Below are 24,912 nucleotides of genomic sequence, written 5' to 3'. Positions count from 1 at the left end.
AGGCCGGGACGACACCGGTGGTGGAGATGCAGCCTGGCTCAGCCCGCCAGCCAGACCAGCACGAGGCCGATCGTGGCGGGCACGCTCTGGATGAACAGGATCTTGCGGCTGGCGGTGGCGGCGCCGTAGAGGCCGGCGACGAGGACGCAGAGCAGGAAGAAGATCTTGATCTGGAAGGCGAAGGCCGGCGCGGGGTGCGCGAGGCCCCAGAACAGGCCGGCGGCGAGGAAGCCGTTGTAGAGGCCCTGGTTGGCGCCGAGCACCTTGGTCGCCTCGGCGCGCTCCGGCGTGTTGTTGAACGCTCGCAGGCCGGCCGGCTTGGTCCAGAGAAACATCTCGAGCACGAGAATGTAGACGTGCAGCAGGCCGATCAGTCCGACGACGATGTTTGCAAGCAATGCCATGGTTCGGCTCCCCCAAGCCATTCGAGACCGGCGGCGTTGCCGATCCCCTCAATCAAGTCCCTGCCGCGCAGCCGCAACCGCCGACACTCCCCATATCCTTACGCCGCCGGCTGTGCCGCCGCGTCCTCGCTGGCCAACAGATGCAGCAGCGCGCTCTTGATCGCCGCTTGCCGGGTCGGCGCGTTGATCTGCGCCCCCAAGAGATCGGTCACGTAGAACACGTCGCGGGCGCGCTCGCCGAAGGTGGCGACATGCGCCGAGGCGATGTTCAGGTTCAGCTTCGAGATCGCGGTGGTCAGCTCGTAGAGCAGGCCGGGTCGGTCGAGGCCGGAGACCTCGATGACCGTGTAGAGCTCCGACCATTGGTTGTTGATGCTGACCTCCGGCTCGACCGAGAACGCCTTGTGCTGCTTGCCCCTGGTGGTCCGCCGCGCCACGGCGTCGGGCAGCCGCAGCTTGCCTTCCAGCACCTGCTCGATGGTCTCGCCGATCCGCGTCGCGCGCCGGCCCTCGTCCTCGTCGCGCTCATATTCCCTTGATATCGCGATGGTGTCGAGCGCGCGGCCGTCGGTCGTGGTGTAGATCTGGGCGTCGACGATGTTGGCACCGGCCGACGCGCAGGCGCCGGCGATGATCGACAGCAGCCACGGATGGTCCATGGCGAAGATTGTCAGCTCGGTGACGCCGCGCGCCGGATCGAAGCCGACATTGATCGCGAGCTTGTGGCCGGCATCCTCGCTCGACCTGACGAAGCGGGCGTGGCGGATCTTGCGCGGCAGCTCGACCTTGAGCCAATAGGCCGGATAGTGCCGGCCGATATAGGTGTTGAGCTCGTCTTCGGGCCAATCGGTGAAGGCGTTGCGGAATTCGGCCTGCGCTGCGGTGATGCGCTTGGCGCGATTGACCTCGGAGAAGCCGCCGGTCAGCACCGGCTCGGTCTCGTAATACAGCGTGCGCAACAGCTGCGCCTTCCAGCCGTTCCAGACGCCGGGGCCGACGCCGCGGATATCCGCGGTGGTGAGGATCGTCAGCAGCTTCATCTGCTCGACCGACTGCACCACGGCCGCAAACTTCTCGATGGTGCGGCGGTCCGACAGGTCGCGCGACTGCGCCACCGTCGACATCGTCAGGTGCTCCTCGATCAGCCAGGCGACCAGCTCGGTGTCGGCATTGTTGAAGCCGAGCCGCGGGCACAGCCGGCGCGCGATCTTGGCGCCGGCGACCGAATGGTCCTCGGGCCTGCCCTTGGCGACGTCGTGCAGCAGCACCGTGATGTAGATGACGGCGCGATGCTCGGGCCGGATCTTGCGCATCAGGTCGGAAGCGAGCACGAACTCGTCATGGCCGCCGCGCTCGATCTCCTGCAGGAAGCCGATGCAGCGGATCAGGTGCTCGTCGACCGTGTAGTGATGATACATGTTGAACTGCATCATCGAGACGATGCGGCCGAAGGCGCTGATGAAGTGGCCGAGCACGCCGGTCTCGTTCATCCGCCGCAGCACGGTCTCGGCATCGTTGGAGGTCAGGATCTCCATGAACAGCCGGTTGGCCTCGGGATCGTCGCGCAGCTCGGTGTTGATCATGTTGAGCGAGCGCGTCACCGCGCGCATCGCGTCGGGATGGAACGCGAGGTTGTTCTTCTGCGCCAGGCGGAAGATGCGGATCAGATTGACCGGATCGTGCTTGAAGACGTCGGGCGCGGCGAGGTTGATGCGGTTGTTGTCGACGATGAAGTCGTCGCTCTCCGGCACGCGGCGCCAGGTCGAGCCGGTGGTCAGGCGCGAGATCATCCGGCTCAGCACCGGCGCCGCCTTGGCCTGCTGATCCTCGAGCTTGGCGCACAGGATCGCGGTGAGATTGCCGACCTGCTTGGCGACCAGGAAGTAGTGCTTCATGAAGCGCTCGACATCCTGCATGCCCGGATGGCTGGTGTAGCCGAGCCGGACCGCGATCTCGCGCTGCAGGTCGAATGACAGCCGCTCCTCGGGGCGGCCGCTGACGAAGTGCAGATTGCAGCGCACCGACCACAGGAAGTCGGCGCAGCGGCGGAAGGTGCGGTACTCATGGGCGTCGAACACGCCGCGCTCGACCAGCTCGGCGGTCTCGCGCACGCGGTAGACGTATTTGGCGATCCAGAACAGCGTATGCAGGTCGCGCAGGCCGCCCTTGCCGTCCTTGACGTTGGGCTCGACCAGATAGCGCGACTGGCCGCCGCGGCGATGCCGCTCCTCGCGCTCGGCGAGCTTGGCGGCGACGAACTCGGCCGCCGTGCCCTGCACGACCTCGCTGTCGAAGCGCGCGACCAGCTCGTCATAGAGCGGCCGGTCGCCGGCGAGATAGCGCGTCTCCAGGATGGCGGTGCGGATGGTCATGTCGCCGCGCGCTTGGCGGATCGACTCGTCGACGGAGCGGGTCGCGTGGCCGACCTTCAGTCCCATGTCCCACAGCGAATACAGGATGGCTTCGGCGACCTGCTCGCCCCAGGCGGTCTGCTTGTAGGGCAGGATGAACAGGAGATCGATGTCGGACTCTGGCGCCATCAGGCCGCGGCCATAGCCGCCGGTGGCGACCACCGCCATGCGCTCGGCGCCGCTCGGCACGTCCGAGCGATAGAGATGCTCGGTGGCCGCCGCGTAGAGGATGCGGATGATCTCGTCCTGCACGAAGCACAGCCGCTCGGCGCAGCGCCGGCCATGGCGATCCCTCAGCAGCTCCGCCTGGGCGGCGGCACGCGCCTTGACCAGCTCCGCTTTCAGGAACTGCACGACCGCGGCGCGGAACATGTCCTCCCGGCCGGAGTGCTGCTTCGCTAGCGCGTCGACCGCGGCTGCGATGCCGGCGCTGTCGAAATCGGCCGAGGTGAAGGCTTTGGAATCTGTGGCGACGCTGTCCATGGATGCAACCGGATATCGAACAAGGCCCGTGCTGTCACGAAACTTCCAATGCAGCAATCATTCCATGCTGTCACCGGTCGTGGACGGATGGTGATCGTGCTTCGGCGTGGCATGGAAAGGAAAAACAATTCTCGTTGAGCCCTGGCATAACGCTTTGAAACAACACCAATGTTTTTAAGGTCAGGAGGTTGACGATGGGTGGATGGACGAGGCGGGGACTGGCCGGGCTCGCAGCCGTGTTTCTACTGGGATGCGGCGTTGCAACAGCCGCTGACCAGGTGAAGGAGATCCGGATCGACTGGGCGACGTACAATCCGGTGTCGCTGGTCCTGAAGCAGAAGGGTCTCCTGGAAAAGGAGTTCGCCAAGGACGGCATCAGCATCGTCTGGGTGCAGTCGGCCGGCTCCAACAAGGCGCTCGAGTTCCTCAATGCCGGCTCGCTCGATTTCGGCTCGACCGCCGGCTCCGCCGCGCTGGTCGCCAAGATCAACGGCAACCCGATCAAGTCGATCTACGTCTATTCGCGGCCCGAATGGACCGCGCTGGTGACGGGCAAGGATTCCAAGATCGCCTCGGTCGCCGACCTCAAGGGCAAGCGCGTTGCGGTGACCCGGGGCACCGATCCGCACATCTTCCTGGTGCGCGCGCTGCTGGCGGCCGGGCTCACCGACAAGGACATCACCCCGGTGCTGCTGCAGCACGCCGACGGCCAGGCGGCGCTGATCCGCGGCGATGTCGATGCCTGGGCCGGGCTCGATCCGATGATGGCGCGGGCCGAGGTCGAGGAGGGCGCCAAACTTTTCTACCGCAAGGCCGACGCCAACACCTGGGGCATCCTCAACGTCCGCGAGCAGTTCCTGAAGGACAATCCGGAGATCGTCCGCCGCGTGCTCGCGACCTACGAGGTCGCGCGCAAGGACGCGCTGGCCAATTACGACGACCTGAAGAAGACGTTCATTGCCGTCACCAAGCTGCCGGAGACGGTCGTCGACAAGCAGCTCAAGGAACGCACCGAGCTCACCCACAGCCGCATCGGCGCCCCGCAGCGGGAGTCGATCCTGGCCGCTGGCCTGGCGCTACAGCAGGCGGGCGTGGTGGACGCCAAGGTCGACGTGAAGGCCACGCTGGATGCGCTGATCGACGACCAGGTGCCGCTGCCGACGAATTAGCGCGACCCGCGCTTGCGCGAGCGCTCACGCCTCCCCTAGCGCTTGCCGCAAAGTCCGAGCGACAAAGACCGGTGGCGCGTTAAAAAACAGGTGTCGTCCCGGACAAGCCCGCCGACGCGCCAGCGTTGGCGGGCGCAGATCCGGGACCCATACTCCGTGCAATCTGTTTGAGGCAGGCTGGAGCGGCATCTCGCCTCCTCACGACTGCCGCGGAGTATGGGTCCCGGCTCAAGGCCGGGACGACACCGAATTTGGGGCGCCGCCGTTGGTTCACCCCTGACAGGCGCGCCCACATCCGTCATTGCCATCGGCCAGCGCCACCCGCCCCGGGTCCACTCCACGCCTTGCATTCCCACCCCAGACGCTGTTCTCACTATGACCATGACCGTCGAACTCCAGGCCCCCGCCGCGGCGGCCACACCGCAGACCGCAAGCCGGCCATGGCTCACCCGCCTGGCGCGGCCGCTGCTCGGGCTGTTGCTGCCGCTGTCGCTCGCGCTGGCCTGGGAGCTCGCCGTCCGGGCCGGCTGGTCCAATGGCCGCCTCGTGCCGCCGCCGTCAAAAGTCTTCACCACGATCGCCGAGCTCGCCCAGTCCGGCGAGCTGACCCGCCACATCACGATGACGCTCTCCCGCGTCGGCATCGGCTTCGGCCTCGGCGTTGCCGCCGGCACCTTGCTCGGCGGCATCTGCGGCTATTGGGGCCTCGCCCGCCGGCTGGTCGATCCGACCATCCAGGCGCTGCGCGCGATCCCGTCGATCGCCTGGGTGCCGCTGTTCATCCTCTGGCTCGGCATCTTCGAGACCTCCAAGGTGGCGCTGATCGCGGTCGGCGTGTTCTTCCCGGTCTATCTCGGCCTCACCGGCGCGATCCTGTCGGTCGATCGCAAGATCGTCGAGGTCGGCCGCGTCTTCCGCCTGTCCGGCCCGGCGATGATCCGCCGCATCCTGCTGCCCGCGGTGCTGCCGGCCTATGTCGTGGCGCTGCGCGTCGGCCTCGGCCTGGGGTGGATGTTCGTCGTCGCCGCCGAGTTCATGGGCGCCTCCGAGGGCCTCGGCTATCTACTGATCGACGGCCAGCAGCTCGGCAAGCCGGCGCAGATCGTCGCCGCCATCGTCATCTTCGCCATCATCGGCAAGGCGACCGACTGGCTGCTGGAGATCGCGACCGCGCCGCTGTTGCGCTGGCAGGACAGCTTTGCGCGCCAGAGCGGAGCCGCCTGATGCTGCAGCTCGCCTCCGTCACCAAGGTCTATCCCAACGGCGTCCACGCGTTGGAGCGGTTCTCCTCCGAGATCCAGCTCGGCGAGATCATCGCCATCATCGGCGGCTCCGGATGCGGCAAGTCGACGCTTCTCCGGGCCATCGCCGGCCTCGACCGCGCCAGCGCCGGCACCGTGACGCTGGACGGCGAAGCGATTTCGGCGCCGCATGCGAAGGTCGGCATCATCTTCCAGGAGCCGCGACTGCTGCCCTGGCTCAGCGTCGCCGACAATATCGGTTTCGGCCTGTCCGAGCTGCCGGCCGCCGAGCGCCGCGAGCGCGTTGCGAAGGCGCTGGCGCGTGTCGGCCTCGCCGACAAGGCCAAGGTCTGGCCGCGCGAACTGTCCGGCGGCCAGGCGCAGCGCGTCGCGATCGCCCGCGCGCTGGTGGCGCAGCCGGAGGTGCTGCTGCTCGACGAGCCGTTCTCGGCGCTCGATGCCTTCACACGAAAAGACCTGCAGGATCACCTGCTCGACCTCTGGGCCGACACCCGCCCGACCTTGGTGCTGGTGACCCACGATGTCGAGGAAGCCGTCGTGCTGGCCGACCGCGTGCTGGTGATGCGGCCGCATCCCGGGCGGCTGTTCGAGGAGATCACCATCAATCTGTCGCGCCCGCGCGACCGCAACGCGCCCCTGTTCGAGCAGTTCAAGCGCCACGTGCTGACCGCGCTCGATCGCTCGCTCGACCGGACGGTGCCGGATACGCAGGGCAGGCGTGAGCCCGGCGGCGGGCTGTGGTGGTGACAGCGGCGTCCTTGCCCGGTACATCTGTTCGGAAATGAATCCGGGAGAGAGAACGACAATGGATGCTGCCGAGCTGCGCGCCATGCAGGCGCCGATCAAGGAACGCTACAAGGCTGACCCCTCCGCCGCCGTCATCACGCTGAAGGCGAAGGGCGAGGTCGGCGGTGAAGGCCTGACCTGCAAGCTCGAGACCGGCCGCGCGCTGGCCGTCGCCGGACTGCATCCGGCCACGGGCGGCTCCGGCCTGGAGCTGTGCTCCGGCGACATGCTGCTGGAAGCATTGGTCGCCTGCGCCGGCGTCACCCTCAAGTCGGTCGCGACCGCCGTAGAGGTCCCGCTGAAGAGCGGCCTCGTGCTGGCCGAAGGCGATCTCGATTTCCGCGGCACGCTCGGCGTCGACAAGGAGGCCCCGGTCGGCTTCCAGGAAATCCGCCTGCGCTTCGAGGTCGACACGGATGCGCCGCAGGACAAGCTCGACCTCCTGCTCAAGCTCACCGAGCGCTATTGCGTGGTCTATCAGACCATCAAGAACGGCCCGAAGGTGTCGGTCAGCCTGAAGCGGGTGGCGGCGTAGCCTGTCTTTCTCCACGGGGGCGTCCCGGCGAACGCCGGGACCCATAACCACCGTCGGCAATAGTTGCCCCGGCCGGTCACTCCAATCTTCTCCTTCCCATGACCGCCTGTGGTTATGGGTTCCGGGTCAGCGCTATCAGCGGCGATGCTTGCGCATCGCCATGGTCTGCTTGCCCGGGACGACGGCTGAACATGTCCCTCGATCCCTCCTTCCTGCTCGTCCTCGGCCTGCGCATGGTGATCGCGGCGTCGTTCGTGGTGTCGGCGTCGATGATCGCCGAGCGCACCGGACCCGTGATCGGCGCGCTGGTCGCCACCTTGCCGATCTCGGCCGGGCCGACCTACGTGTTCCTGGCGCTCGACCATGACGCGGCCTTCATCGCGCAGGGCGCGCTGACCAGCCTGCCGATCAACGCCGCGACCATCTTCCTCAGCCTCGCCTACGCCGTGCTCGCGCAGCGCCACAGCGTGTGGGTGGCAAGCGCCACCGCGGTCGCGGTGTGGCTCGGCCTCGCGTCGCTGATCAAGAGCGTGCAGTGGACGCTTCTGATGGGCATCGTCGCCAACATCGTCACCTTCGCGATCTGCCTGCCGCTGCTGCAGCGCTACCGCCACGCCAAGATGCCGCTGATCACACGACGCTGGTACGATGTCCCTTTGCGCGCCTCGCTGGTGGCAACGCTCGTCGCCACCGTCACCTCGGTCTCCGGCTGGGCCGGCCCCAGCGTCTCCGGCATTCTCGCGCTGTTTCCGATCGTCTTCACCTCGATGATGCTGATCCTCCAGCCGCGCATCGGTGGCCCCGCCACGGCCGCGGTGATGGCCAACGGCGCCTGGGGCCTGATCGGATTTTCCTTGGCGGTCGTCGTGCTGCATCTCGGCAGCCTGCATCTCGGTGCCGTCGCGGGCCTCAGCGGCGCACTTGCGACCTGCGTGGGCTGGAATCTCGGCCTGTGGTGGCTGGGGCGACGCAAGCCGGCGCGCGTCTGATCGTTACGACAGACGTGGGCGTCGGCGCAGGAAGTCGGCGCGCGATCGCACGGATGGGTTCTTGTCCTGCTCGAAATGCGCGATCAGCCGGTCTTCGTCAGGTACGGCTGCACGACTGGCAATCAGTGCATCGGCTGCGGCACGCCGCACGATCACCGATGCATCGCGTGCCGCCTGCCAGAACAGATCAGGCGGCCGTGCGATGCCCTGTAGGGGACGGTGATCGAATTTCGGAACGCGCTTCCTGATGCCATAGACCTTGTCGATCCATTCCCACCCGTAGCCCGTAAACCAGGTGACGCTGCCCGTCAGCAGGCAGCGATAGGCAATGGCTCTGACCCGCGGCTGGATCGCCGATGTGGCCAGGGCGGGTAGATACTGATCGATCGCAGGATAGCGCGCGAGTAGACGCAGATACTTGGCCAGCGAGCCGTTTGCAGTCCGTTGCAGAAAGCCGGCAACGATCGGCAGCACGTCCGACCTGCTGAAAACGTCGTCGAGCAGGTCGGCTTCGCTGCCCCAGCGACCCCAGCTGTGTCGGCGGTCGAGGAGATAGGGTGCACTGCTTGCTGCGACGTCCGGCGCGATCTGCCTCTGGACGCGCTCCAGATAGCCTGCGGCGGCGCGCCGGACCGGCTCGGCCCAATCATTCAACCGCCAGGCCACGGCAGCCAGAAAGAACGCAGACAAGGGAGGTGTCTGTAATGTGTCGAGCGCCGCCTCGCGGACATGGCCGTTCGGATGAAACAAAAAAATCCACGCATAGTTCGGAGTTCGTCCCATCATGGAGAGATCGCGGACATAGACGCGTTCACTGGAAAATCCAGCGAGTAGCCGATCCATCAATGTCGGCCTGCCGAGATGGGCCGCTAGCGCGATCTCACGCGAAGCCAGGACGACAAGCTGAGGTGGCAAAGCAGACAACTCGTCCAGGATGCCCGGCAACTCGTCATCCCAGCTCTCGCGAGTCGACGCCAGCGCGGACAGCTTGGCGATCAAGGCGCGAGGCACTGCTGTTCGAGACTTCATTGTCATCTGGCCAGGATGGCAGTCTCGTGCCGGTTTTGAAAGTGGGGACCGCTTCGAGCATTGCTGACAAGCGGACTTATAGCTCCGGTCGCGATCCGTGCAACAAATCGCCGTAACCTCGATCGCTCCCTCCTTCGTCATTGCGAGCGAAGCGACGCAATCCAGGGGCTCGGGTGGGACTCTGGATTGCTTCGGCGCAAGGGGCGCCTCGCAATGACGGAGAGTGCGGGCCGAGCTGCCTGCCTCCCCACCAGGGTCATTCCGGGGCGCGCGGAGCGCGAGTCCGGAATCTATTGAGCTGCAAGCACCGTGGTGAGATGGATTCCGGGCTCGCGCCGCGCGCGCCCCGGAACGGCAGCAACTATTTGTTCGGCAGCTTGGCCTTCAGCCGATACAGCGCGTCCAGCGCCTCGCGCGGCGTCATCTCATCCGGATGCAGATCTTTCACCGCGGCGATCAGCTCTTCCGTCTCCTTCGACATCGCCGGCTCCACAGCCGCGCGCGACGGGACCGCGAACAGCGGGAGGTCGTCGACCAGCGCGCGCGCGTTCTGGCCGCGATCGGCGGCCTCCAGCTTCGCCAGCACCGACTTGGCGCGGTTGATCACGGCCGGCGGCAGGCCGGCGAGCTTGGCGACCTGGATGCCGTAGGAGCGGTCGGCGGAGCCGGGCAGCACCTCGTGCAGGAACACCACGTCGCCCTGCCATTCCTTGACCCGCACCGTGGCGTTGAACAGTCGCGGCAGCTTGGCGGCGAGTGCGGTCAGTTCGTGATAATGCGTCGCGAACAGCGTGCGGCAGCGGTTGCTCTCGTGCAGATGCTCGATCGCGGCCCAGGCAATGGAGAGACCGTCGAACGTCGCGGTGCCGCGGCCGATCTCGTCGAGAATGACCAGCGCGCGCTCACCGGCTTGGTTCAAAATCGCCGCGGTCTCGACCATCTCGACCATGAAGGTCGAGCGTCCGCGTGCGAGGTCATCGGCCGCGCCGACGCGCGAGAACAGCCGGTCGACGATGCCGATGCGCGCCCGGCTCGCCGGCACGAAGCTGCCGATCTGCGCGAGCAAGGCAATCAGCGCGTTCTGGCGCAGGAAGGTCGATTTGCCGGCCATGTTCGGGCCGGTCAGCAGCCACAGCTGGCCGCTCTTGTGTCCGGGCGTCGGCGACAGATCGCAGGAATTGGCGATGAACGGTTGGCCCTCGCGCTTCAGCGCCTGCTCGACCACCGGATGGCGGCCGCCCTCGATGGCGAAGCCGAGCGAGCCGTCGACCTCTGGGCGGACGTAGTTGTCGTCGACCGCGAGCTTGGCGAGTGCGGTCGCGACATCGAGCATCGCAAAGCCATGCGCGGCGGCGCGCAGATCGTCGCCGATCGCCAGCGCCTGTGCGCAGAGACGGTCGAAGATCTCGAGTTCGAGATTGAGCGCGCGCTCGCCGGCATTGGCGATCTTGGCCTCGATCTCGCCGAGCTCGGACGTCGTGAAGCGCACCTGTCCCGCCAGCGTCTGGCGATGGATGAAGGTCGCGTTCAACGGCTGAGACATCAGCTTGTCGCCGTGCTGCGCGGTGACCTCGACGAAATAGCCGAGCACGTTGTTGTGCCGGATCTTGAGCGCCTTGACGCCGGTCTGGTCGGCGTAGCGCGCCTGCATCGAGGCGACGACGAGCCGCGAGGCGTCGCGCAGATTGCGCGTCTCGTCGAGCGTCGCATCATAGCCTGCTCGCACGAAGCCGCCGTCGCGCTTGATCAGCGGCAGCTGCTCGTCGAGCGCGCGGGCGAATTCGTCGGCAAGCGTCCGCGCCGGCCGCGCCAGCGCGGCCATCACGGACGCGATCTCCTGTGGTGGCTCAGCGAGCGCGGAGAGCCGCGCCAGCGCCTGGTCGGCGGCGAGGATGCCGTCGCGCAAGGCGGCCAGATCGCGCGGGCCGCCGCGGCCGACCGACAGCCGGGCCATCGCGCGCGTCATGTCCGGCGCGCCGCGCAGGATCGAGCGGATGTCCTCGCGCGCGGCGCTGTCGGCGACGAACACGTTGACGGCATCGAGCCTTCGTCCGATCTGCGCCGGCTCCGTCAGCGGCGCGGCAAGGCGCTGGGCGAGCAGCCGCGAGCCGGCCGAGGTCACCGTGCAGTCGATCGCGTCGAGCAGCGAGCCGCGCCGCTCGCCGGCCAGCGTCCGCGTCAGCTCGAGATTGGCGCGCGTCGCCGGATCGATCGCCATGGTGCTGCCGGTGGCCTCGCGCGCGGGCGGGGCCAGCGGCGGGCGCTGGCCGACTTGTGTACGCTCGACATAAGTGACGCAGGCGGCGGCCGCGGTGGCTTCAAGCCGCGACAACACGGCGAGCCCGTCCATCGTGGCGACCGCGAAATAGTCGCACAGCCGCCGCTCGGCGGTGGCGCCGTCGAACACGTCGCGGGTCAGCGGCGTCACCGCGGCGAGCTCGCGCAGCACCGGCTCGAACGCTTCGTCCGAATACAGCGCGTCGGAGACGATGACCTCGTTCGGATTGATCCGCGCGAGCGTCGCAGTGAGCTCGGCGAACGCGCATTCGGTGACGATGAAGTCCGAGGTCGAGATGTCGATCCAGGCGAGGCCGAGCCGGTCGCCGCCGGATGAACCACGGCTGCGCGCGATCGACAGAAGATAGTTGTTGGCGCGCGCGTCGAGCAGGTTGTCTTCGGTGAGCGTGCCCGGCGTCACCACGCGCACCACGCCGCGCTTGACCACGCTCTTGTTGCCGCGCGCCCGGGCCGCCGCCGGATCCTCCATCTGCTCGCAGACCGCGACGCGGATGCCCTGCGCGATCAGCCGGTGCAGATAGTCCTCGGAGCGTTCGACCGGCACGCCGCACATCGGGATGTCCTGGCCCTGATGCTTGCCGCGCTTGGTCAGCACGATGCCGAGCGCTTTCGAGGCGACCTCGGCGTCCTCGAAGAACAGCTCGTAGAAATCGCCCATCCGGTAGAACAGCATCAATCCGGGATGAGCGGCCTTGATGTCGAGATATTGCTCCATCATCGGCGTGAGCTTGGCCGGCGCCTCGGCGGGCGCGGCGCCGGGCGCTGACTCTTGCGGAACCGGGGCGGAGATGGGCTGCTGGATCGTCATGGCGCGGAAACTAGCCAATTTGCCCGGACGGTCCTACCGCTTTGCAGGCGATGTCCCGGTTTTCCACGACGGGTGTTGCTCACGGTTGCGGCCGCAAGAATGGTGCGAGGGAGCAGATCGGCGCGACAGCGGCGGTGTAACCTCTGCCCGCTCTTTGCGGGGAGAGGTCGGATTGCGCAGCAATCCGGGTGAGGGGCATGCCACATGCGTGGCCCAGTCGAAGGTCCATCGGACGGGCACGGCTGCTCCATGCCTTCGAGCATTCTCGCAGATGCATTGGTGAGATTCTTCGCGGGAAGCGGCACTTCCCGTGCGGCTGCCCCTCACCCCGACCCTCTCCCCGTGAAGAACGGGGAGAGGGAGCGCACCGATCGCGGGGCGGCAGCGAGCGCATACGGCCATCTCAGCGCATATCACCCCGCGTCCCCGTCATTTGACCTCCTCTTGGCGCACTCCTAAAACCGCCGTCAATTCTGACCAGAAACACCCCCGGGAGAGAGCGATGCGAGACGTGTTCATTTGTGATGCGGTGCGGACCCCGATCGGGCGCTTCGGCGGCGCGCTGGCGAAGGTGCGCACCGACGATCTCGCGGCGACGCCGCTGAAGGCGCTGAAAGCCAAGCATCCGAATCTCGACTGGGCCGCGGTCGACGAGGTGTTCTTCGGCTGCGCCAACCAGGCCGGCGAGGACAACCGCAACGTCGCACGCATGGCGCTGCTGCTCGCGGGTCTTCCCGACTCCATTCCCGGCCAGACCCTCAACCGTCTCTGCGCCTCGGGCCTCGATGCGGTCGGCGCCGCGGGCCGTGCGATCCGCGCCGGCGAGGTCGACCTTGCGATCGCCGGCGGCGTCGAATCGATGACCCGCGCGCCGTTTGTGCAGGGCAAGGCCACGGAAGCGTTCTCGCGCTCGGCCGAGATCTTCGACACCACGATCGGCTGGCGCTTCATCAATCCGCTGATGAAGCAGCAGTATGGCGTCGATTCGATGCCGGAGACCGGCGAGAACGTCGCCGAGGAATTCCAGGTGTCGCGCGCGGACCAGGACGCCTTCGCGATCCGCTCCCAGCAGCGCGCCGGCCAGGCGATCGCCTCGGGCTATTTCGCCGCCGAGATCACGCCCGTGTCCGTGCCCGGCGGCAAGGCGGGTCCTGTGATCGTCGACAAGGACGAGCATCCGCGGCCCGAGACCACGCTCGAAGGCCTCGCCAAGCTGAAGCCGATCGTGCGCAATCCCGGCACCGTCACCGCCGGCAACGCCTCGGGTGTCAATGACGGCGCCGCAGCCATGATCCTCGCCTCGGAAGCAGCAGTGAAGAAGCACGGCCTGACGCCGCGCGCGCGCGTGCTCGGTCTCGCCTCGGCCGGCGTGCCGCCGCGCATTATGGGCATCGGCCCGGTGCCGGCCGTGCGCAAGCTGCTGGAGCGGCTCGGCTTGAAGATCACTGATTTCGACCTGATCGAGCTCAACGAGGCATTTGCCTCCCAGGGCATCGCCTGCCTGCGCCAGCTCGGCGTCGCCGAGGATGCCGATTTCGTCAACCCGCATGGCGGCGCCATCGCGCTCGGCCATCCGCTCGGCATGAGCGGCGCGCGCATCGCGATGACCGCCGTGCACGGCCTCGAAGTCCGCGGCGGCAAGCGCGCGCTCGCCACGATGTGCGTCGGCGTCGGCCAGGGCGTCGCGCTCGCCGTCGAGATGATCAACTGATCCCACACCTCATCCCGAGGAGCCTGCCGCTTGGCGGGCGTCTCGAGGGATGAGGCCCAACTCTGGCCTCATGGTTCGAGACGGCGCTTCGCGCCTCCTCACCATGAGGGGAAGCAGTCGAGAGCGCCGCTATGACGATCCTCGGCGAACAGGGCGTTGCTTCGAGACGATCGATTGACGAAGCGCAATTCGCTTCGTCATTCCGGGGCAGCCCGCAGGGCTGAACCCGGAATCTGGAGATGAGTCCAACAATGTCGAGATTCCGGGTTCGACGCTGACGCGTCGCCCCGGAATGACGGAGAACGAGTGATGACCATCTCGCGCGAACAGGACGTCACGCCGGCCGTGCTGGCGGTGATGGAGCAGACCTCCAATCCGCGGCTGCGCGAGATCATGCTGTCGCTGATCAAGCATCTGCACGGCTTCGTCCGCGACGTCAGGCTGACCGAGGCAGAATTCCGCGAGGCCGCCGCGCTCATCGCCGAGCTCGGCCAGCGCACCAACGACACGCATAACGAGGTGGTGCTGATGGCCGGCTCGCTTGGCGTCTCGCCGCTGGTCTGCCTGCTCAACAATGGCGATGGCGGCAACACCGAGACCGCGCAGTCGCTGCTCGGTCCGTTCTGGCGGCTGAACTCGCCCGTGACCGCGAATGGCGGCTCGATCCTGCGCTCGTCGACGCCGGGCCCGGCGCTGTTCGTGCAGGGACGCGTGGTCGATCCCGACGGAGCGCCCGTCGCGGGCGCCGAGGTCGACGTCTGGCACGCCTCGCCCGTCGGCTATTACGAGAACCAGGATCCCGAGCAGGCCGACATGAACCTGCGCGGCAAGCTCACCACCGATGAAGACGGCCGCTTCTGGTTTCGGTCCGTCATGATGGTCGGCTATCCCATCCCGACCGACAGCGTCGTCGGCCGTCTCCTGAAGGCGCAGGGCCGCCATCCCTATCGTCCTGCGCATCTGCATGCGTTGATCGTCAAGCAAGGCTTCAAGGTGCTGATCTCGCAGGTCTACGATCCCAACGACCCGCACATCGACAGCGATGTCCAGTTCGGCGTCACCAAGGCGCTGCTCGGCAATTTCACTCGCCACGACGCGCCGCATCCGACCGAGCCCGACGTCACCGCGCCCTGGTACTCGCTCGATCACGTCTACCGGATGGAAGTCGGCGATACAGTGCTGCCGCGCGCGCCGATCAAGTAGCGCAGCTAGCTTCATCGCTTCAAAAGTCGGTGTCGTCCCGGGCAAGCACGTCGGCGCGAAGCGCTGGCGTGCGCCGACCCGGGACCCATACTCCCGGGAGACGCTTGAGGCAGGATCGCCACTTCGAGTCTTCGCCTCATCACGGCCTGTGGTTATGGATCCCGGCTCTGCGCCCCGACGTCGCTGCGCGACGCCAGGGCTTGGCCGGGACGACATCAGACGTGGGGATGCTGCCTCCCAGCAATCGAAGCGAACCGAGGAGGCACCCTGCGTCATCTACGCGGCGCGCGACATGGGTGAGGTCGACCTGTCCAACAAATAGCCTTGCGCGCAGGTTCGCCGCAGGTATGTTGATCCCGTCTCCCGAGCAGGGGCGCGCCCATGTGTTCGACCGGCTTGCCATCCGTTGCCGCGCCCGCCGCCTTGACGGCGACGATGCGTGAGGCGGGCGTGCTCGCGTCCGGCGTGGTCTCCGACGTCGCCGTGATCAGCGATCGGCCGATGCTCGTGTCGCGCATCATCCGCCTTGCTGTGTCCTATAGGGGCGCCGCCGCGGATGCGCCGGAGACGCTGATCCTGAAAACGCCGATGCCGGCCTTCGCCAAGACGTTGTGGCGGGGCGGGCGCCACGAGGTCGACTTCTATCGCGGGCTGGCGCGGCTGATGCCGGCGGGCCTGGTGCCCGGATCTTACGGCGGCGCATGGGACGAGGCCGCGCTCACCTGGCATTTGCTGCTCGAGGATCTCACCGACACGCACCAGACGGCGACGCCATGGCCGATGCCGCCGGCTCTCCTGCATGCCGAAGGCATCGTGCGGGCGCTGGCGCGGCTGCATGCAGCGTGGTGGGACGATCCGCGCCTTGGCGTATCGATCGGCAGCTTCACGACGGCGGACGAGAGGGCTGAGCGCGCCAGGACCTTTGCCGGCCACTACCAACGCTTCGCCGATGACATGGGAGACCGCCTGAGCGCCGACCGGCGCGCCGTCTACGAGCGCCTGATGGCGGCAACGCCACGGCTCGCCGAGCGCCATGTGTCGCGGCGAAACCTCAGCATCCTGCACGGCGACGCGCATGTCTGGAATTTCCTGGTGCCCAAGGCCTCAGGCCGCGACGACGTGCGCGCGTTTGACTTCGACCAGTGGCGGGTCGGCGTGCCCGCCAACGATCTCGCCTATATGCTCGCGCTGCAGCTCTATCCCGAACGGCGGGCCCGGATCGAGCGCCCGCTGCTCGACATCTATCATCGGACATTGGCCGCAGAAGGCGTGACCGGCTACGATCGGACAGCGCTGGATCACGACTATCGGCTCGCCGTGCTCTGGCACGTCGCCAAGCCGGTCTGGCAATGGGCGATCCAGATTCCGCCGGTGATCTGGTGGAACAATCTGGAGCGCATCTTCCTCGCCTTCGATGATCTCGGTTGCCGCGAGTTGCTGGACTGACCGCGCGCCGCACCCGAAGCCGGTGAACTGGCTCGGCGGTTATCGCAACATCATCACGCGCGAGTGCTTCTCATCTGCCGTTGCGCGGATGAGCCGTCTTAACGATCACCAGAGATTGTTCGCGCCGCTCAGAACGCCGGATCGGGTCGGCGCGACAAACCCACATGGGCATCGCGTTCGGCGTGGTCATGGAAGGGTGCGGCATCTCTCGATCGAGGGGTGACTTGCTAAAGCACATAAGTTGTGCTTTGATGTTCTCCATGGCCGGAAACGTTCACGATCAGGCTGTTCGCTACCGCCTCCTGCTCTCCCCGGAGGCGCGGGATGCGATCGAGGCGACCTTTGCCGACTATGCCCGGATGATGGACATGCTCGACGAGATCGCCGCCGCCAATGGCATCGGCGCCAACCTCGTCGCGCTGCACGGCCATGCCTATGAACCCATTCGCAAGGCCACCCGGCTGCCGTCACGGCTGGTCACGCTCGGCCTGCGCGATCGCGCCGCCTATCGCGCCGCATCGAATCCGCGGCTGCCGCTCGACGACCGATTGGTGAATGTCAGGGACGCGGCCACGCTGTCGCTCGGCACCGTGCTCGGCCGCTTCACGATTCCCTTCGAGGTGACCGGCTATGCCGCCGGCTGGCCCCACGCGACACAAGCGCAGCTTGTCCGCACCACCGACGGTGACTTCGAAATCGCTTTCGGCGTCACCGCCTCACAAGCCCATCTCAGCCCACGAAAGGACACCGTCATGCTCGCCGAACACGCGCCGGCCCCCGACACGCTCCTGTCACGCGCCGGGCGCCTCATCGCCGGGATCGCCTATGGCGCGATCGAGAAGGCCGAGGACAAGAACCGGGTTGCGCTGGTCAGGCAGGCGATCCGCGAAATCGAGCAGGCGGAACGCGAGCAGCGCGACAGCCTGGCCGGCGCGCGCGCCGAGGAGTATCGGCTCAACGCGCGCCGTGCCGAGATCGAGCGCGAGACCGGCGTCCTGGCCGAGCAGATACGCCTCGCCATTACCGAGAATCGCGACGATCTGGCCCGTGCCGGCATCGCCCGGCAGATGGATCTCGAGGCGCAGTTCGAGGTGCTGTCGAAGGCGATCGACGAGAATGCCGAGCGGGTCGATGCGGTGCTGACGAGCCTGCGAGCGATCCTCTCCAGCCTGCAGGACGCGCAGGCGCGCCTCGCCGAGCTCGAACGCAGCGAGGCCTTGGCCGCTCAGCCCAAGACCGCTCAGCCCAAGACCGCGTCGCGCAAAGCACATGATGCCGGCCTTGCAAAGGCCACGCGCGCATCGCGCGCGATTGCCCGCGCCACCGGCGTGCCGGAGGGTATTCCCCCGTCACCCGACATCGACGAATTGTCGAAGCTGAAGCGCGACAAGGACATTGCCGAGCGGCTGGCGCGCTTGAAGTCGCAGAATTGAGCGGGCAGGGGCGCGTCGTCCCATGACCATCATCGACCATTTCATGCAACCCGAGGTGCGACCGTTCGCGGTTGCCGCCATGATGATCGTGCTGGTCGGCGGCGTCGAGATCGGCTCGATGCTGCTCGGCCTGTCGATCAGCGAGCTGCTCGGACAGACCGTCGATCTCGGGCACGACGGCAGCGGCACGGGGATCAGTCACGTGCTGTCCTGGATCAATGTCGGCGGCGTACCGCTGATGATCTGCATCCTGCTCGGGCTCGGCATCTTCTCGATCACTGGCTTTCTCATCCATGATGTCGCGCGGCTGCTTGCGTTGCCGCTGCCGGCCTCGGCCGCAGGCGTGCTCGCCGCTGTCGCCACGGTGCCGCTGCTGCGCAGCTCGACGCGCTATGCGGCGCGGCTCATCCCGCAGGACGAGAGCTATGCCGTCGGCCTGTCCGATCTGGTCGGTCGTACCGGCGAGGTCGCGGTCGGCCCGCTCGACGGCGGGCTGCCCGGCCGCGTCCGCGTCAAGGACGTGCACGGCAATTGGCATGCGGTGACGGCCTCGGCGGCGCCTGACTCGCCGCCGCTGCCGGTGGGCGCATCGGTTCTTCTCGTCGACCGCAAGGATGGCCGCTTCATCGCGATCGCAGCCGTCGACGAGCTCCTCACATCACAACCGGACTCGTCGTCCAGAAAGTGATCTCTGCCATGTTCGATCTGATTGTTCCCGCCTCGATCGGCGTCACGCTGCTGGTCGTCCTCGGCACGGTATTCGCCGTGCTCTATCACCGCTCCACCCGCGACGAGGCCTTCGTGCGCACCGGCCTCGGCGGCAAGAAGGTCGTGCTCGACGGCGGCGCCGTCGTGTTGCCGATCTTCCATTCGGTTGCGCGCGTGAACCTGAAGACGCTGCGGCTGCGGGTCGAGCGCTCCAAGAAGGACTCGCTGATCACCAAGGACCGCATGCGCGTCGACATCGACGCCGAGTTCTATGTCCGTGTGAAGCCGGATGTCGATTCGATCGCGCTCGCCGCGCAAACGCTCGGCGCCGTCACCAACAATGCCGAACTGCTGCGCGACCAGGTCGAGGCCAAGTTCGTCGACGGCCTGCGCTCGGTCTCGGCGACGATGGAGCTCATGGAGCTGCAGGAGAAGCGCTCCGATTTCGTCAAGCATGTCCAGGCCGCGGTCGAAGCCGATGTGCAGTCGAATGGTCTGGAACTCGAATCGGTGTCGCTGACGAAGCTCGATCAGACCGACATCTCCTTCTTCAACGCCGAGAATTTCTTCGATGCCGAAGGCCTCACCTTGCTGAAGACCGTGACCGAAACGCGGCGCCGCGACCGCAACGCGATCGTGCGCGACAATGAGGTGGCGATTGCCCAGAAGGACCTCGAGGCACGCCAGCTCACCTTGCAGATCGAGCGCACCAAGAAGGAGGCCGAGCTCAGCCAGGAGCGCGACATCGCCAACAAGACCGCGAGCACCCGCGCCGAGGTGGCGAGCGCGACGCAAACGGCGTGGCAGACCGAGGAGAATGCGCGCATCGAGGCGCAGCAGAGGATCGCCCAGCGCGAGGCGGAAGCGTTGAAGGTGCGCGAGACCGCAGCGATCGAATCCAACCTCGCCATCAACCGGCGCAAGACCGACGCCGATCGCGAGATTCAGATCGCGACGCAGGACAACGACATCCAGATCGCGAGCAAGAGCAAGGAAACCTCGGAGGCGCGCGCGGTGGCCAAGCAGGCCGAGGCGCTCGCCGTCTCCGCGGAGGAAAAGGTGACGACGGCACGCGCGATCGAGATCGCCGACCGCGAACGGCAGACCGCAGTCATGGCCGCGCGGAAGGAGGCCGAGCAGCGCTCGACCGGGATCACGGTCGCAGCCGAGGCCGAGAAGCGCGCCGCGGTCGATCGCGGCGAGGCGGCCAAGACGCTCGCCGAAGCGGAGGCCGAGGCCAACAAGATCAAGGCCGTCGGCGTGCGCGAGATCGGCGAGGCGGAAGCCGCGGTCATCCTGTTGAAGAACGAGGCGCAGAACAAGCTCGGCAGCAACGTGATCGATTTCGAGCTCGCCAAGCAGCGCATCGCGACGATGCCGGCCGCGCTCGGCGAGATGGTCAAGCCGATCGCCAACCTCAAGGACGTCCGCATCCTGCACACCGGCGGCGCCTTCGGCGGCAACGGCAATGGTGCGGGAGGTGGCGGCAATGTCGGCTTCGGCGAAGGCCTCGCCGGCGAACTGCTGCGCGTGCATGCGCTCAAGCCCTTGATCGACGAGATCCTGGTGCAGTCCGGCTTCAAACCGGGCGACGATCCGGTGCAGGCGTTGGCGGGTGTGGTCATGCCGAAGGCGGAGGGAAAGAACGCGAATGGCGCGGCGACCGTTGAACCGCTGACGGTGTCGGCCCCGTCGCCGTAAGTCGATCGGGATCAACGATCAGCCTGCCTCAAGAGAGATCACGCGGTCTGGGTCCCGGCGTTCGCCGGGACGACGGCGGAGATTGGAGTGGGCGGCGAGGACCAAGCTGGCTCGATAAGCAAACTGTTGGCGACACCCAAAGCTGTCGTCCTGGACAAGCCCGCCAACGCGCAGCGTTGGCGGGCGCAGATCCGGGACCCATACCGCGTGATCTCACTTGGGGCAGGCTGGACGTTGATCCGGTCGCGCGACGAACAACGATCGTGATGATGAGAGAGTTGACGTCCGCCGGGAAACTTTGGTCGGTGCGGACAGGGGCGCCATGCGCTGGACAAATCCCCCGGGGGCTGGGGGCGGCGCTGGAGGAGCCACCGCCCCCGCCCGGCACATCACGAGTGGGGCGCTCATGACGTGCAGTCCCTGCGCGCAACTCATACGCAGAGAACCGAGTGGGGTCTTGATAAGATAGCGAGAAACGCGCCGGATTGAAGTTACAAATCCATCACGTCGCGGTCACCTTTTTGCTACTCCCGCCACACTGCGTCCGAACATCGCACGTCCCGTCCGCCGGAAAGTCTACTCCATCACGGCATGATCGGCCGGCGCGGATTGCGCGCGCAGCGCGGTGCGGGTCGAGCCGATCATGACAGCGAGCGGGATCGAGACCAGGATGAACGTCATCACCAGCTGGTAATCGTGCGAGAACGCCAGGATCTGCGCCTGCACCATCACCATCGCATCGGCCATTGCACGACCGGCATCGGTCGAGAGGTTCAGCAGCCCGGCCACGTTGGGCATCTGCAAAGCGTGATTGAACGGGTTGATGTGCTCGACCAGGATCGCGTGGTTCCGCCGCGTTCCCTCGGTCAGTTGCGCGATCGCAATCGAAATGCCGATCGAGCTCGCGACATTTCGCACCAAAGTCAGCATCGAGGTTCCGTCGGTGCGCAGCTCGCCGGGCAGGGTGAGGAACGCCACCGTCGACAGCGGCACGAAGACGAGGCCGAAGCCGAAGCCCTGCATGATGCTGATGGTGATGATCTCGGGCACGCCGGTCTGGTCGGTCCACGCCGTCATCTGGAACAGCGACAGCGCGGTCAGGGACAGGCCGACGATGATCAGCGTCCGCGCCTCGATGTAGCGGAGCATGCGCCCGACCAGCATCATCGCCGCGAAAGTGCCGCAGCCGCGGGTGGCGAGCAGCACGCCGGCGGTGATGATGGGATAGCCGATGACGTTCTGCAGATACGGCGAGGACAGCGCCATGGTGGAGAACAGCACCAGGCCCATCACCGTCATGAACACGCAGCCGCCGACGAAGTTGCGGTCCTTGAACAGCGCGAACTGGATGAACGGCCGCTTCGTCGTCAGCGAATGCGCCAGGAAGTAGTAGAAGCCGACGGCGGCGACGATGAACTCGATGATGATCTCGTTGCTCTCCAGCCAGCCCTGGTCCTCGCCGCGGTCGAGCGCGATCTGCAGCGAGCCGATGCCGATGGCGAGCGCCATGAAGCCGAACCAGTCGAAGGTCAGCTCGGCATTGGGCTTGGTCTCCTCCATGAACGCCATCAGCCCGAGCACGGTGACCGCGCCGAACGGCAGGTTGACGAAGAACACCCAGTGCCAGGAATAGGTCTCGGTCAGCCAGGCGCCGAGCGACGGCCCCATGATCGGGCCGAGCATCACGCCCATGCCCCAGATCGCCATCGCCTTGGCGCGCTCGTGCAGCGCGTAGGAGTCGAGCATCACGGCCTGCGACAGCGGCACCAGCGAGGCGCCGAACACGCCCTGCAACAGCCGGAACAGCACCATCTGCGTGATGTCCTGTGCCAGCCCGCACATCACCGAGGCGATGGTGAAGCCGGCCGAGCAGATGATGAAGGTGCGCTTGCGGCCGAAGCGGTTGGCGATCCACCCCACCGGCGCAGTCATGATCGCCGCCGCCACGATGTAGGACGTCAGCACCCAGTTGATCTGGTCGGTCGAGGCCGACAGCGTGCCCTGCATGTAGGGCAGCGCGACGTTGGCGATGGTGGTGTCGAGCGCCTGCATGATCGTCGCCGTCATGGCGCAGATCGTCACCATGTTCCGGCGAAAGCCCGGAACCGCCGATGAGGCTGCAGGCGCGCTCATGCTACTCGTCCTTGTTGGCCGCGTGCGCCGATCCGAACAGCCCAGCGAGCGTCCGCTCGTGGCCGGTGTCGATCGACACATTGACGCTCATCCCGGCCTTGAGCCTGGCGACGAATTTGTCGTTCTTGTCGAAAGTGATCCGCACCGGCACGCGCTGCACCACCTTGACGAAATTGCCGGTGGCGTTCTGCGGTGGCAGGATCGCGAATTGCGCGCCGGTGCCCGGCGACAGCGAGCCGACCGTGCCCTTGAAGCGGTGGTTCGGAAACGCGTCGACGTCGAGCTCGACCGGCTGGCCGACCGCGACATAGGTGAAGTCGCTCTCCTTCGGATTGGCGTCGACCCAGGGATTGCTGATGTCGATCACCGAGAACACCGGCGTGCCCGCGGCGACGAAGCGGCCGAGCTGGATCTGGTCCACTTGCGTAGCGATGCCCGGCATCGGCGCGCGCAACGTGGTGTGGTCGAGATCGCGCTGGGCATCATCGAGCTTGGCCTTGGCCTGGACGTAGGGCGGGAATTCCTCCAGCGGCAGGTCGGGATTGCCGAGCAGCTGGGTCCGGGCATTGGAGAGCTGCTGCTTGATGAACTGCGCCTGCGCGCCAGCCGTCACCAGCGCGTTGGCGGCGTTGTCGAGATCGAGCTGCGAGCCGAAATTGTTCTTGGCGAGTGTCTGCTTGCGCTCGACATCCTTCTGCTTCAGGTCGATGCCCTGATTGGCGAGGTCGAGCATCTGGCCGTAGATCTTGATGTTGGCGGTCAGGTTCTCGTAAGCAGTGCGCGCCTGCGCCAGCGCCGCCTTGGCCTGCTCGACCGCGAGGCGATAGGGCACCGGATCAATCTCGAACAGCTCGTCGCCCTTCTGGACCTGCTGGGCTTCCTTCACGACCACCTTGATGATCTTGCCGGAGATATCGGGCGTGATGAGCACCTTCTGCGCGCCGACATAGGCGTCGTCGGTGGTCACGTAGCGGCCGCCGTTGAGATACAGCACGAGACCGCCGATCGCGGCGAGCAGCGGCAGCACGACCAGCAGGAGCGTGCGGCGATAGCGGCGCAGGACTCCGGGGCGCGCCGGCTTCGAAGCCGCGGTCGCCGGCGCCGCCGCATCCGGGCTGGCCTTCTGTTCGGGGGCGAGTTTCAGGGCGGGCTCAGCCATAGCGCTGCTCCTTTCGCTGCTCGTCGCACAGCGACTGCAGGGCGTTTCTCACATTTTCTTTGATGGCTTCGAGATGGGTCATCAGCCGCTCGGCATCGCCGGCGCTGATGCCCTGAAGGGCGGTGTCGGTCAGCTCGGCCTTGAGCACACCGAGCTTGGCGAGCAGCGGCCGCGCGGCCTTTTTCAGATACAGCCGGTTGACGCGACGATCGGTGTCGTCGCCGCGGCGCTCGATCAGGCCGGCTTCCGCCAGCTTGTCGATCAGCCGCGTCAGGGTGATCGGCTGCATCTCCAGCTGTTCGGCGAGCTCGGACTGCTTCATGCCCTCGTTGCGCTCGACCTTGGCCAGCACGGCCCATTGCGCCCGGGTCATGCCGAAACGCGCGGCCTCCTTGTCGGCATAGGCGCGCACGAGGCGCTGCAGCTCGCCGAGCGTAAACAGGAAGTTCGCGTCCGCGGAGGTGCGGCTCATGGGGATCTCGATTCGGGGGACGGAGGGAACCTAAGCTTTGGCTGTAATGAGCCTGGAATATAATAAGCAAGCTTATGAATATTTCATGGTGTTTCCAAGCGGCCTTGTTCCGCAAAAATGCATGGCTTGGCGGCAGTCTTTGGCGAGAGCGGCGCGAGATGCTAGATTGCAGCCAATGACCCTCGCAAAACCCACTTTTCCGGCGCCCGACCACGATCATGGCCGCTGCGCGGCCGATGCCCTGGATCATGCCGAGCGCGTCTGCGCCCAGCGCGGCCAGAAGTTCACGCCGCAGCGCCGCCAGGTGCTGGAAGCGCTGCTGTCCAGCCACCGCCCGCTCGGCGCCTATGAGATCATCGAGGAGCTCGCCAAGGCGGGAACGCGGCCCGCTCCGATCACGGTGTATCGCGCGCTCGAGTTCCTGATGGCCAACGGCCTGGTCCACCGCATCGAAAGCCGCAACGCCTTCCTTGCCTGCGCGCATGACCACGAGCAGACCGCGCTGGTCGCGTTCCTGATCTGCGAAAGCTGCGGCGCCGTCGGCGAGGTTCCGGCTGCCCCGATCGCTGAGAGCCTCAAAAGCGCCGCCGCCGCGTCAGGGTTCCTGCCGAAGATGTCGGTGGTCGAGATCACCGGTCTCTGCGCGCATTGTCAGAAGGCGGCGTGAGATCAGTCACTGCGCCGCAAGGTGTACACGTGCGACCGATCATCGTATTCGAGCTGTCGCCCGGGCGACGGTGCGCTCCCTCTCCCCGTTCTTCACGGGGAGAGG

The 24,912-nt window shown here is 66.6% G+C and carries 19 protein-coding genes; 12 read left to right on the top strand and 7 right to left on the bottom strand.

What is annotated here, in order from left to right; translation table 11 throughout:
• Nucleotides 1-38 precede the first annotated feature (38 nt).
• Both NLR35_RS18535 and NLR35_RS18530 read right to left on the bottom strand, forming a co-directional pair.
• A complete protein-coding gene (locus NLR35_RS18535; protein WP_257167954.1) occupies nt 39-404 on the bottom strand; it encodes a DUF1304 domain-containing protein in 366 nt (121 codons plus the stop codon).
• Between the two features lie 98 nt (nt 405-502).
• Entirely contained in the window at nt 503-3,298 is a 2,796-nt protein-coding gene (locus NLR35_RS18530; RefSeq protein ID WP_257167953.1) for a [protein-PII] uridylyltransferase, read from the bottom strand.
• 194 nt (nt 3,299-3,492) lie between these two features.
• Here NLR35_RS18530 and NLR35_RS18525 point away from each other — a divergent pair, with 194 nt between their 5' ends.
• The 5 genes from NLR35_RS18525 to NLR35_RS18505 all read left to right on the top strand — a co-directional run bounded on the left by NLR35_RS18525 (nt 3,493) and on the right by NLR35_RS18505 (nt 8,039).
• The gene (locus tag NLR35_RS18525) at nt 3,493-4,467 is read left to right on the top strand and encodes an aliphatic sulfonate ABC transporter substrate-binding protein (protein WP_257167952.1); all 975 of its coding nucleotides are present in this window, start codon (nt 3,493-3,495) and stop codon (nt 4,465-4,467) included.
• 375 nt (nt 4,468-4,842) lie between these two features.
• On the top strand, nt 4,843-5,691 hold the full coding sequence (locus tag NLR35_RS18520; protein ID WP_257167951.1) for an ABC transporter permease: 849 nt from the start codon (nt 4,843-4,845) through the stop codon (nt 5,689-5,691).
• On the top strand, nt 5,691-6,476 hold the full coding sequence (locus NLR35_RS18515; RefSeq protein ID WP_257167950.1) for an ABC transporter ATP-binding protein: 786 nt from the start codon (nt 5,691-5,693) through the stop codon (nt 6,474-6,476). The genes NLR35_RS18520 and NLR35_RS18515 overlap by 1 nt, the downstream gene beginning before the upstream one ends.
• A gap of 58 nt (nt 6,477-6,534) precedes the next feature.
• Nucleotides 6,535-7,050 (top strand): OsmC family protein, encoded by a 516-nt coding sequence (locus NLR35_RS18510; RefSeq protein ID WP_172235798.1) that lies wholly within the window; start codon nt 6,535-6,537, stop codon nt 7,048-7,050.
• 191 nt (nt 7,051-7,241) lie between these two features.
• Nucleotides 7,242-8,039 (top strand): hypothetical protein, encoded by a 798-nt coding sequence (locus NLR35_RS18505; protein ID WP_257167949.1) that lies wholly within the window; start codon nt 7,242-7,244, stop codon nt 8,037-8,039.
• A gap of 3 nt (nt 8,040-8,042) precedes the next feature.
• Here NLR35_RS18505 and NLR35_RS18500 read toward each other — a convergent pair whose 3' ends face one another.
• Both NLR35_RS18500 and mutS read right to left on the bottom strand, forming a co-directional pair.
• Nucleotides 8,043-9,038 carry a hypothetical protein gene (locus NLR35_RS18500; RefSeq protein ID WP_257167948.1) on the bottom strand — a complete coding sequence of 332 codons (996 nt, stop codon included), beginning with the start codon at nt 9,036-9,038 and terminating at the stop codon, nt 8,043-8,045.
• A 391-nt stretch (nt 9,039-9,429) separates the two neighbouring features.
• The gene (gene mutS, locus NLR35_RS18495; protein ID WP_257167947.1) at nt 9,430-12,174 is read right to left on the bottom strand and encodes a DNA mismatch repair protein MutS; all 2,745 of its coding nucleotides are present in this window, start codon (nt 12,172-12,174) and stop codon (nt 9,430-9,432) included.
• A 502-nt stretch (nt 12,175-12,676) separates the two neighbouring features.
• Here mutS and pcaF point away from each other — a divergent pair.
• From pcaF to NLR35_RS18465, 6 genes are all read left to right on the top strand, one after another.
• Nucleotides 12,677-13,885 (top strand): 3-oxoadipyl-CoA thiolase, encoded by a 1,209-nt coding sequence (gene pcaF / locus NLR35_RS18490; protein ID WP_257167946.1) that lies wholly within the window; start codon nt 12,677-12,679, stop codon nt 13,883-13,885.
• A 309-nt stretch (nt 13,886-14,194) separates the two neighbouring features.
• The gene (locus tag NLR35_RS18485) at nt 14,195-15,088 is read left to right on the top strand and encodes a dioxygenase (protein ID WP_257167945.1); all 894 of its coding nucleotides are present in this window, start codon (nt 14,195-14,197) and stop codon (nt 15,086-15,088) included.
• 381 nt (nt 15,089-15,469) lie between these two features.
• Complete coding sequence (locus NLR35_RS18480; protein WP_257167944.1) at nt 15,470-16,534, top strand: ecdysteroid 22-kinase family protein; 1,065 nt, start codon at nt 15,470-15,472, stop codon at nt 16,532-16,534.
• Between the two features lie 251 nt (nt 16,535-16,785).
• Nucleotides 16,786-17,967, top strand: a complete 1,182-nt coding sequence (locus tag NLR35_RS18475; RefSeq protein ID WP_257167943.1) for a PspA/IM30 family protein — start codon at nt 16,786-16,788, stop codon at nt 17,965-17,967.
• A 22-nt stretch (nt 17,968-17,989) separates the two neighbouring features.
• Nucleotides 17,990-18,655, top strand: coding sequence for a YqiJ family protein (locus NLR35_RS18470; protein ID WP_257167942.1), 666 nt, complete (start codon nt 17,990-17,992; stop codon nt 18,653-18,655).
• 8 nt (nt 18,656-18,663) lie between these two features.
• Complete coding sequence (locus NLR35_RS18465) at nt 18,664-20,376, top strand: flotillin family protein (RefSeq protein WP_257167941.1); 1,713 nt, start codon at nt 18,664-18,666, stop codon at nt 20,374-20,376.
• A 576-nt stretch (nt 20,377-20,952) separates the two neighbouring features.
• Here NLR35_RS18465 and NLR35_RS18460 read toward each other — a convergent pair.
• From NLR35_RS18460 to NLR35_RS18450, 3 genes are read right to left on the bottom strand one after another with little or no spacing between them, the layout of a single operon-like run.
• Nucleotides 20,953-22,509: a DHA2 family efflux MFS transporter permease subunit gene (locus NLR35_RS18460; RefSeq protein ID WP_257167940.1), complete on the bottom strand. Its 1,557-nt coding sequence runs from the start codon at nt 22,507-22,509 to the stop codon at nt 20,953-20,955.
• Nucleotide 22,510: 1 nt separating this feature from the next.
• On the bottom strand, nt 22,511-23,668 hold the full coding sequence (locus tag NLR35_RS18455; RefSeq protein ID WP_257167939.1) for an HlyD family secretion protein: 1,158 nt from the start codon (nt 23,666-23,668) through the stop codon (nt 22,511-22,513).
• Nucleotides 23,661-24,140, bottom strand: coding sequence for a MarR family winged helix-turn-helix transcriptional regulator (locus NLR35_RS18450; RefSeq protein WP_006611815.1), 480 nt, complete (start codon nt 24,138-24,140; stop codon nt 23,661-23,663). The genes NLR35_RS18455 and NLR35_RS18450 overlap by 8 nt, the downstream gene beginning before the upstream one ends.
• 175 nt (nt 24,141-24,315) lie before the next feature.
• On the opposite strand from NLR35_RS18450, the gene NLR35_RS18445 reads away from it, so the two are divergent.
• Nucleotides 24,316-24,807, top strand: coding sequence for a Fur family transcriptional regulator (locus tag NLR35_RS18445; RefSeq protein ID WP_257167938.1), 492 nt, complete (start codon nt 24,316-24,318; stop codon nt 24,805-24,807).
• Nucleotides 24,808-24,912 lie beyond the last annotated feature (105 nt).

Source organism: Bradyrhizobium sp. SRS-191 (assembly GCF_024586915.1).
Lineage (GTDB): Bacteria > Pseudomonadota > Alphaproteobacteria > Rhizobiales > Xanthobacteraceae > Bradyrhizobium.
The sequence above is the reverse complement of the archived record's forward strand: the minus strand, read 5'-3'. Positions and strand labels throughout refer to the sequence as shown.

Excerpts from the sequence above, each read along its gene's own strand:
- NLR35_RS18530 (WP_257167953.1), bottom strand. The coding sequence starts at position 3,298 with ATGGACAGCGTCGCCACAGATTCCAAAGCCTTCACCTCGGCCGATTTC.
- NLR35_RS18525 (WP_257167952.1), top strand. The coding sequence starts at position 3,493 with ATGGGTGGATGGACGAGGCGGGGACTGGCCGGGCTCGCAGCCGTGTTT.
- NLR35_RS18455 (WP_257167939.1), bottom strand. The coding sequence starts at position 23,668 with ATGGCTGAGCCCGCCCTGAAACTCGCCCCCGAACAGAAGGCCAGCCCG.
- NLR35_RS18445 (WP_257167938.1), top strand. The coding sequence starts at position 24,316 with ATGACCCTCGCAAAACCCACTTTTCCGGCGCCCGACCACGATCATGGC.
- NLR35_RS18480 (WP_257167944.1), top strand. The coding sequence starts at position 15,470 with ATGTGTTCGACCGGCTTGCCATCCGTTGCCGCGCCCGCCGCCTTGACG.
- NLR35_RS18450 (WP_006611815.1), bottom strand. The coding sequence starts at position 24,140 with ATGAGCCGCACCTCCGCGGACGCGAACTTCCTGTTTACGCTCGGCGAG.
- NLR35_RS18505 (WP_257167949.1), top strand. The coding sequence starts at position 7,242 with ATGTCCCTCGATCCCTCCTTCCTGCTCGTCCTCGGCCTGCGCATGGTG.
- NLR35_RS18465 (WP_257167941.1), top strand. The coding sequence starts at position 18,664 with ATGTTCGATCTGATTGTTCCCGCCTCGATCGGCGTCACGCTGCTGGTC.
- pcaF (WP_257167946.1), top strand. The coding sequence starts at position 12,677 with ATGCGAGACGTGTTCATTTGTGATGCGGTGCGGACCCCGATCGGGCGC.
- NLR35_RS18510 (WP_172235798.1), top strand. The coding sequence starts at position 6,535 with ATGGATGCTGCCGAGCTGCGCGCCATGCAGGCGCCGATCAAGGAACGC.
- NLR35_RS18520 (WP_257167951.1), top strand. The coding sequence starts at position 4,843 with ATGACCATGACCGTCGAACTCCAGGCCCCCGCCGCGGCGGCCACACCG.
- NLR35_RS18535 (WP_257167954.1), bottom strand. The coding sequence starts at position 404 with ATGGCATTGCTTGCAAACATCGTCGTCGGACTGATCGGCCTGCTGCAC.
- NLR35_RS18475 (WP_257167943.1), top strand. The coding sequence starts at position 16,786 with ATGTTCTCCATGGCCGGAAACGTTCACGATCAGGCTGTTCGCTACCGC.
- NLR35_RS18470 (WP_257167942.1), top strand. The coding sequence starts at position 17,990 with ATGACCATCATCGACCATTTCATGCAACCCGAGGTGCGACCGTTCGCG.
- NLR35_RS18485 (WP_257167945.1), top strand. The coding sequence starts at position 14,195 with ATGACCATCTCGCGCGAACAGGACGTCACGCCGGCCGTGCTGGCGGTG.
- mutS (WP_257167947.1), bottom strand. The coding sequence starts at position 12,174 with ATGACGATCCAGCAGCCCATCTCCGCCCCGGTTCCGCAAGAGTCAGCG.
- NLR35_RS18515 (WP_257167950.1), top strand. The coding sequence starts at position 5,691 with ATGCTGCAGCTCGCCTCCGTCACCAAGGTCTATCCCAACGGCGTCCAC.
- NLR35_RS18460 (WP_257167940.1), bottom strand. The coding sequence starts at position 22,509 with ATGAGCGCGCCTGCAGCCTCATCGGCGGTTCCGGGCTTTCGCCGGAAC.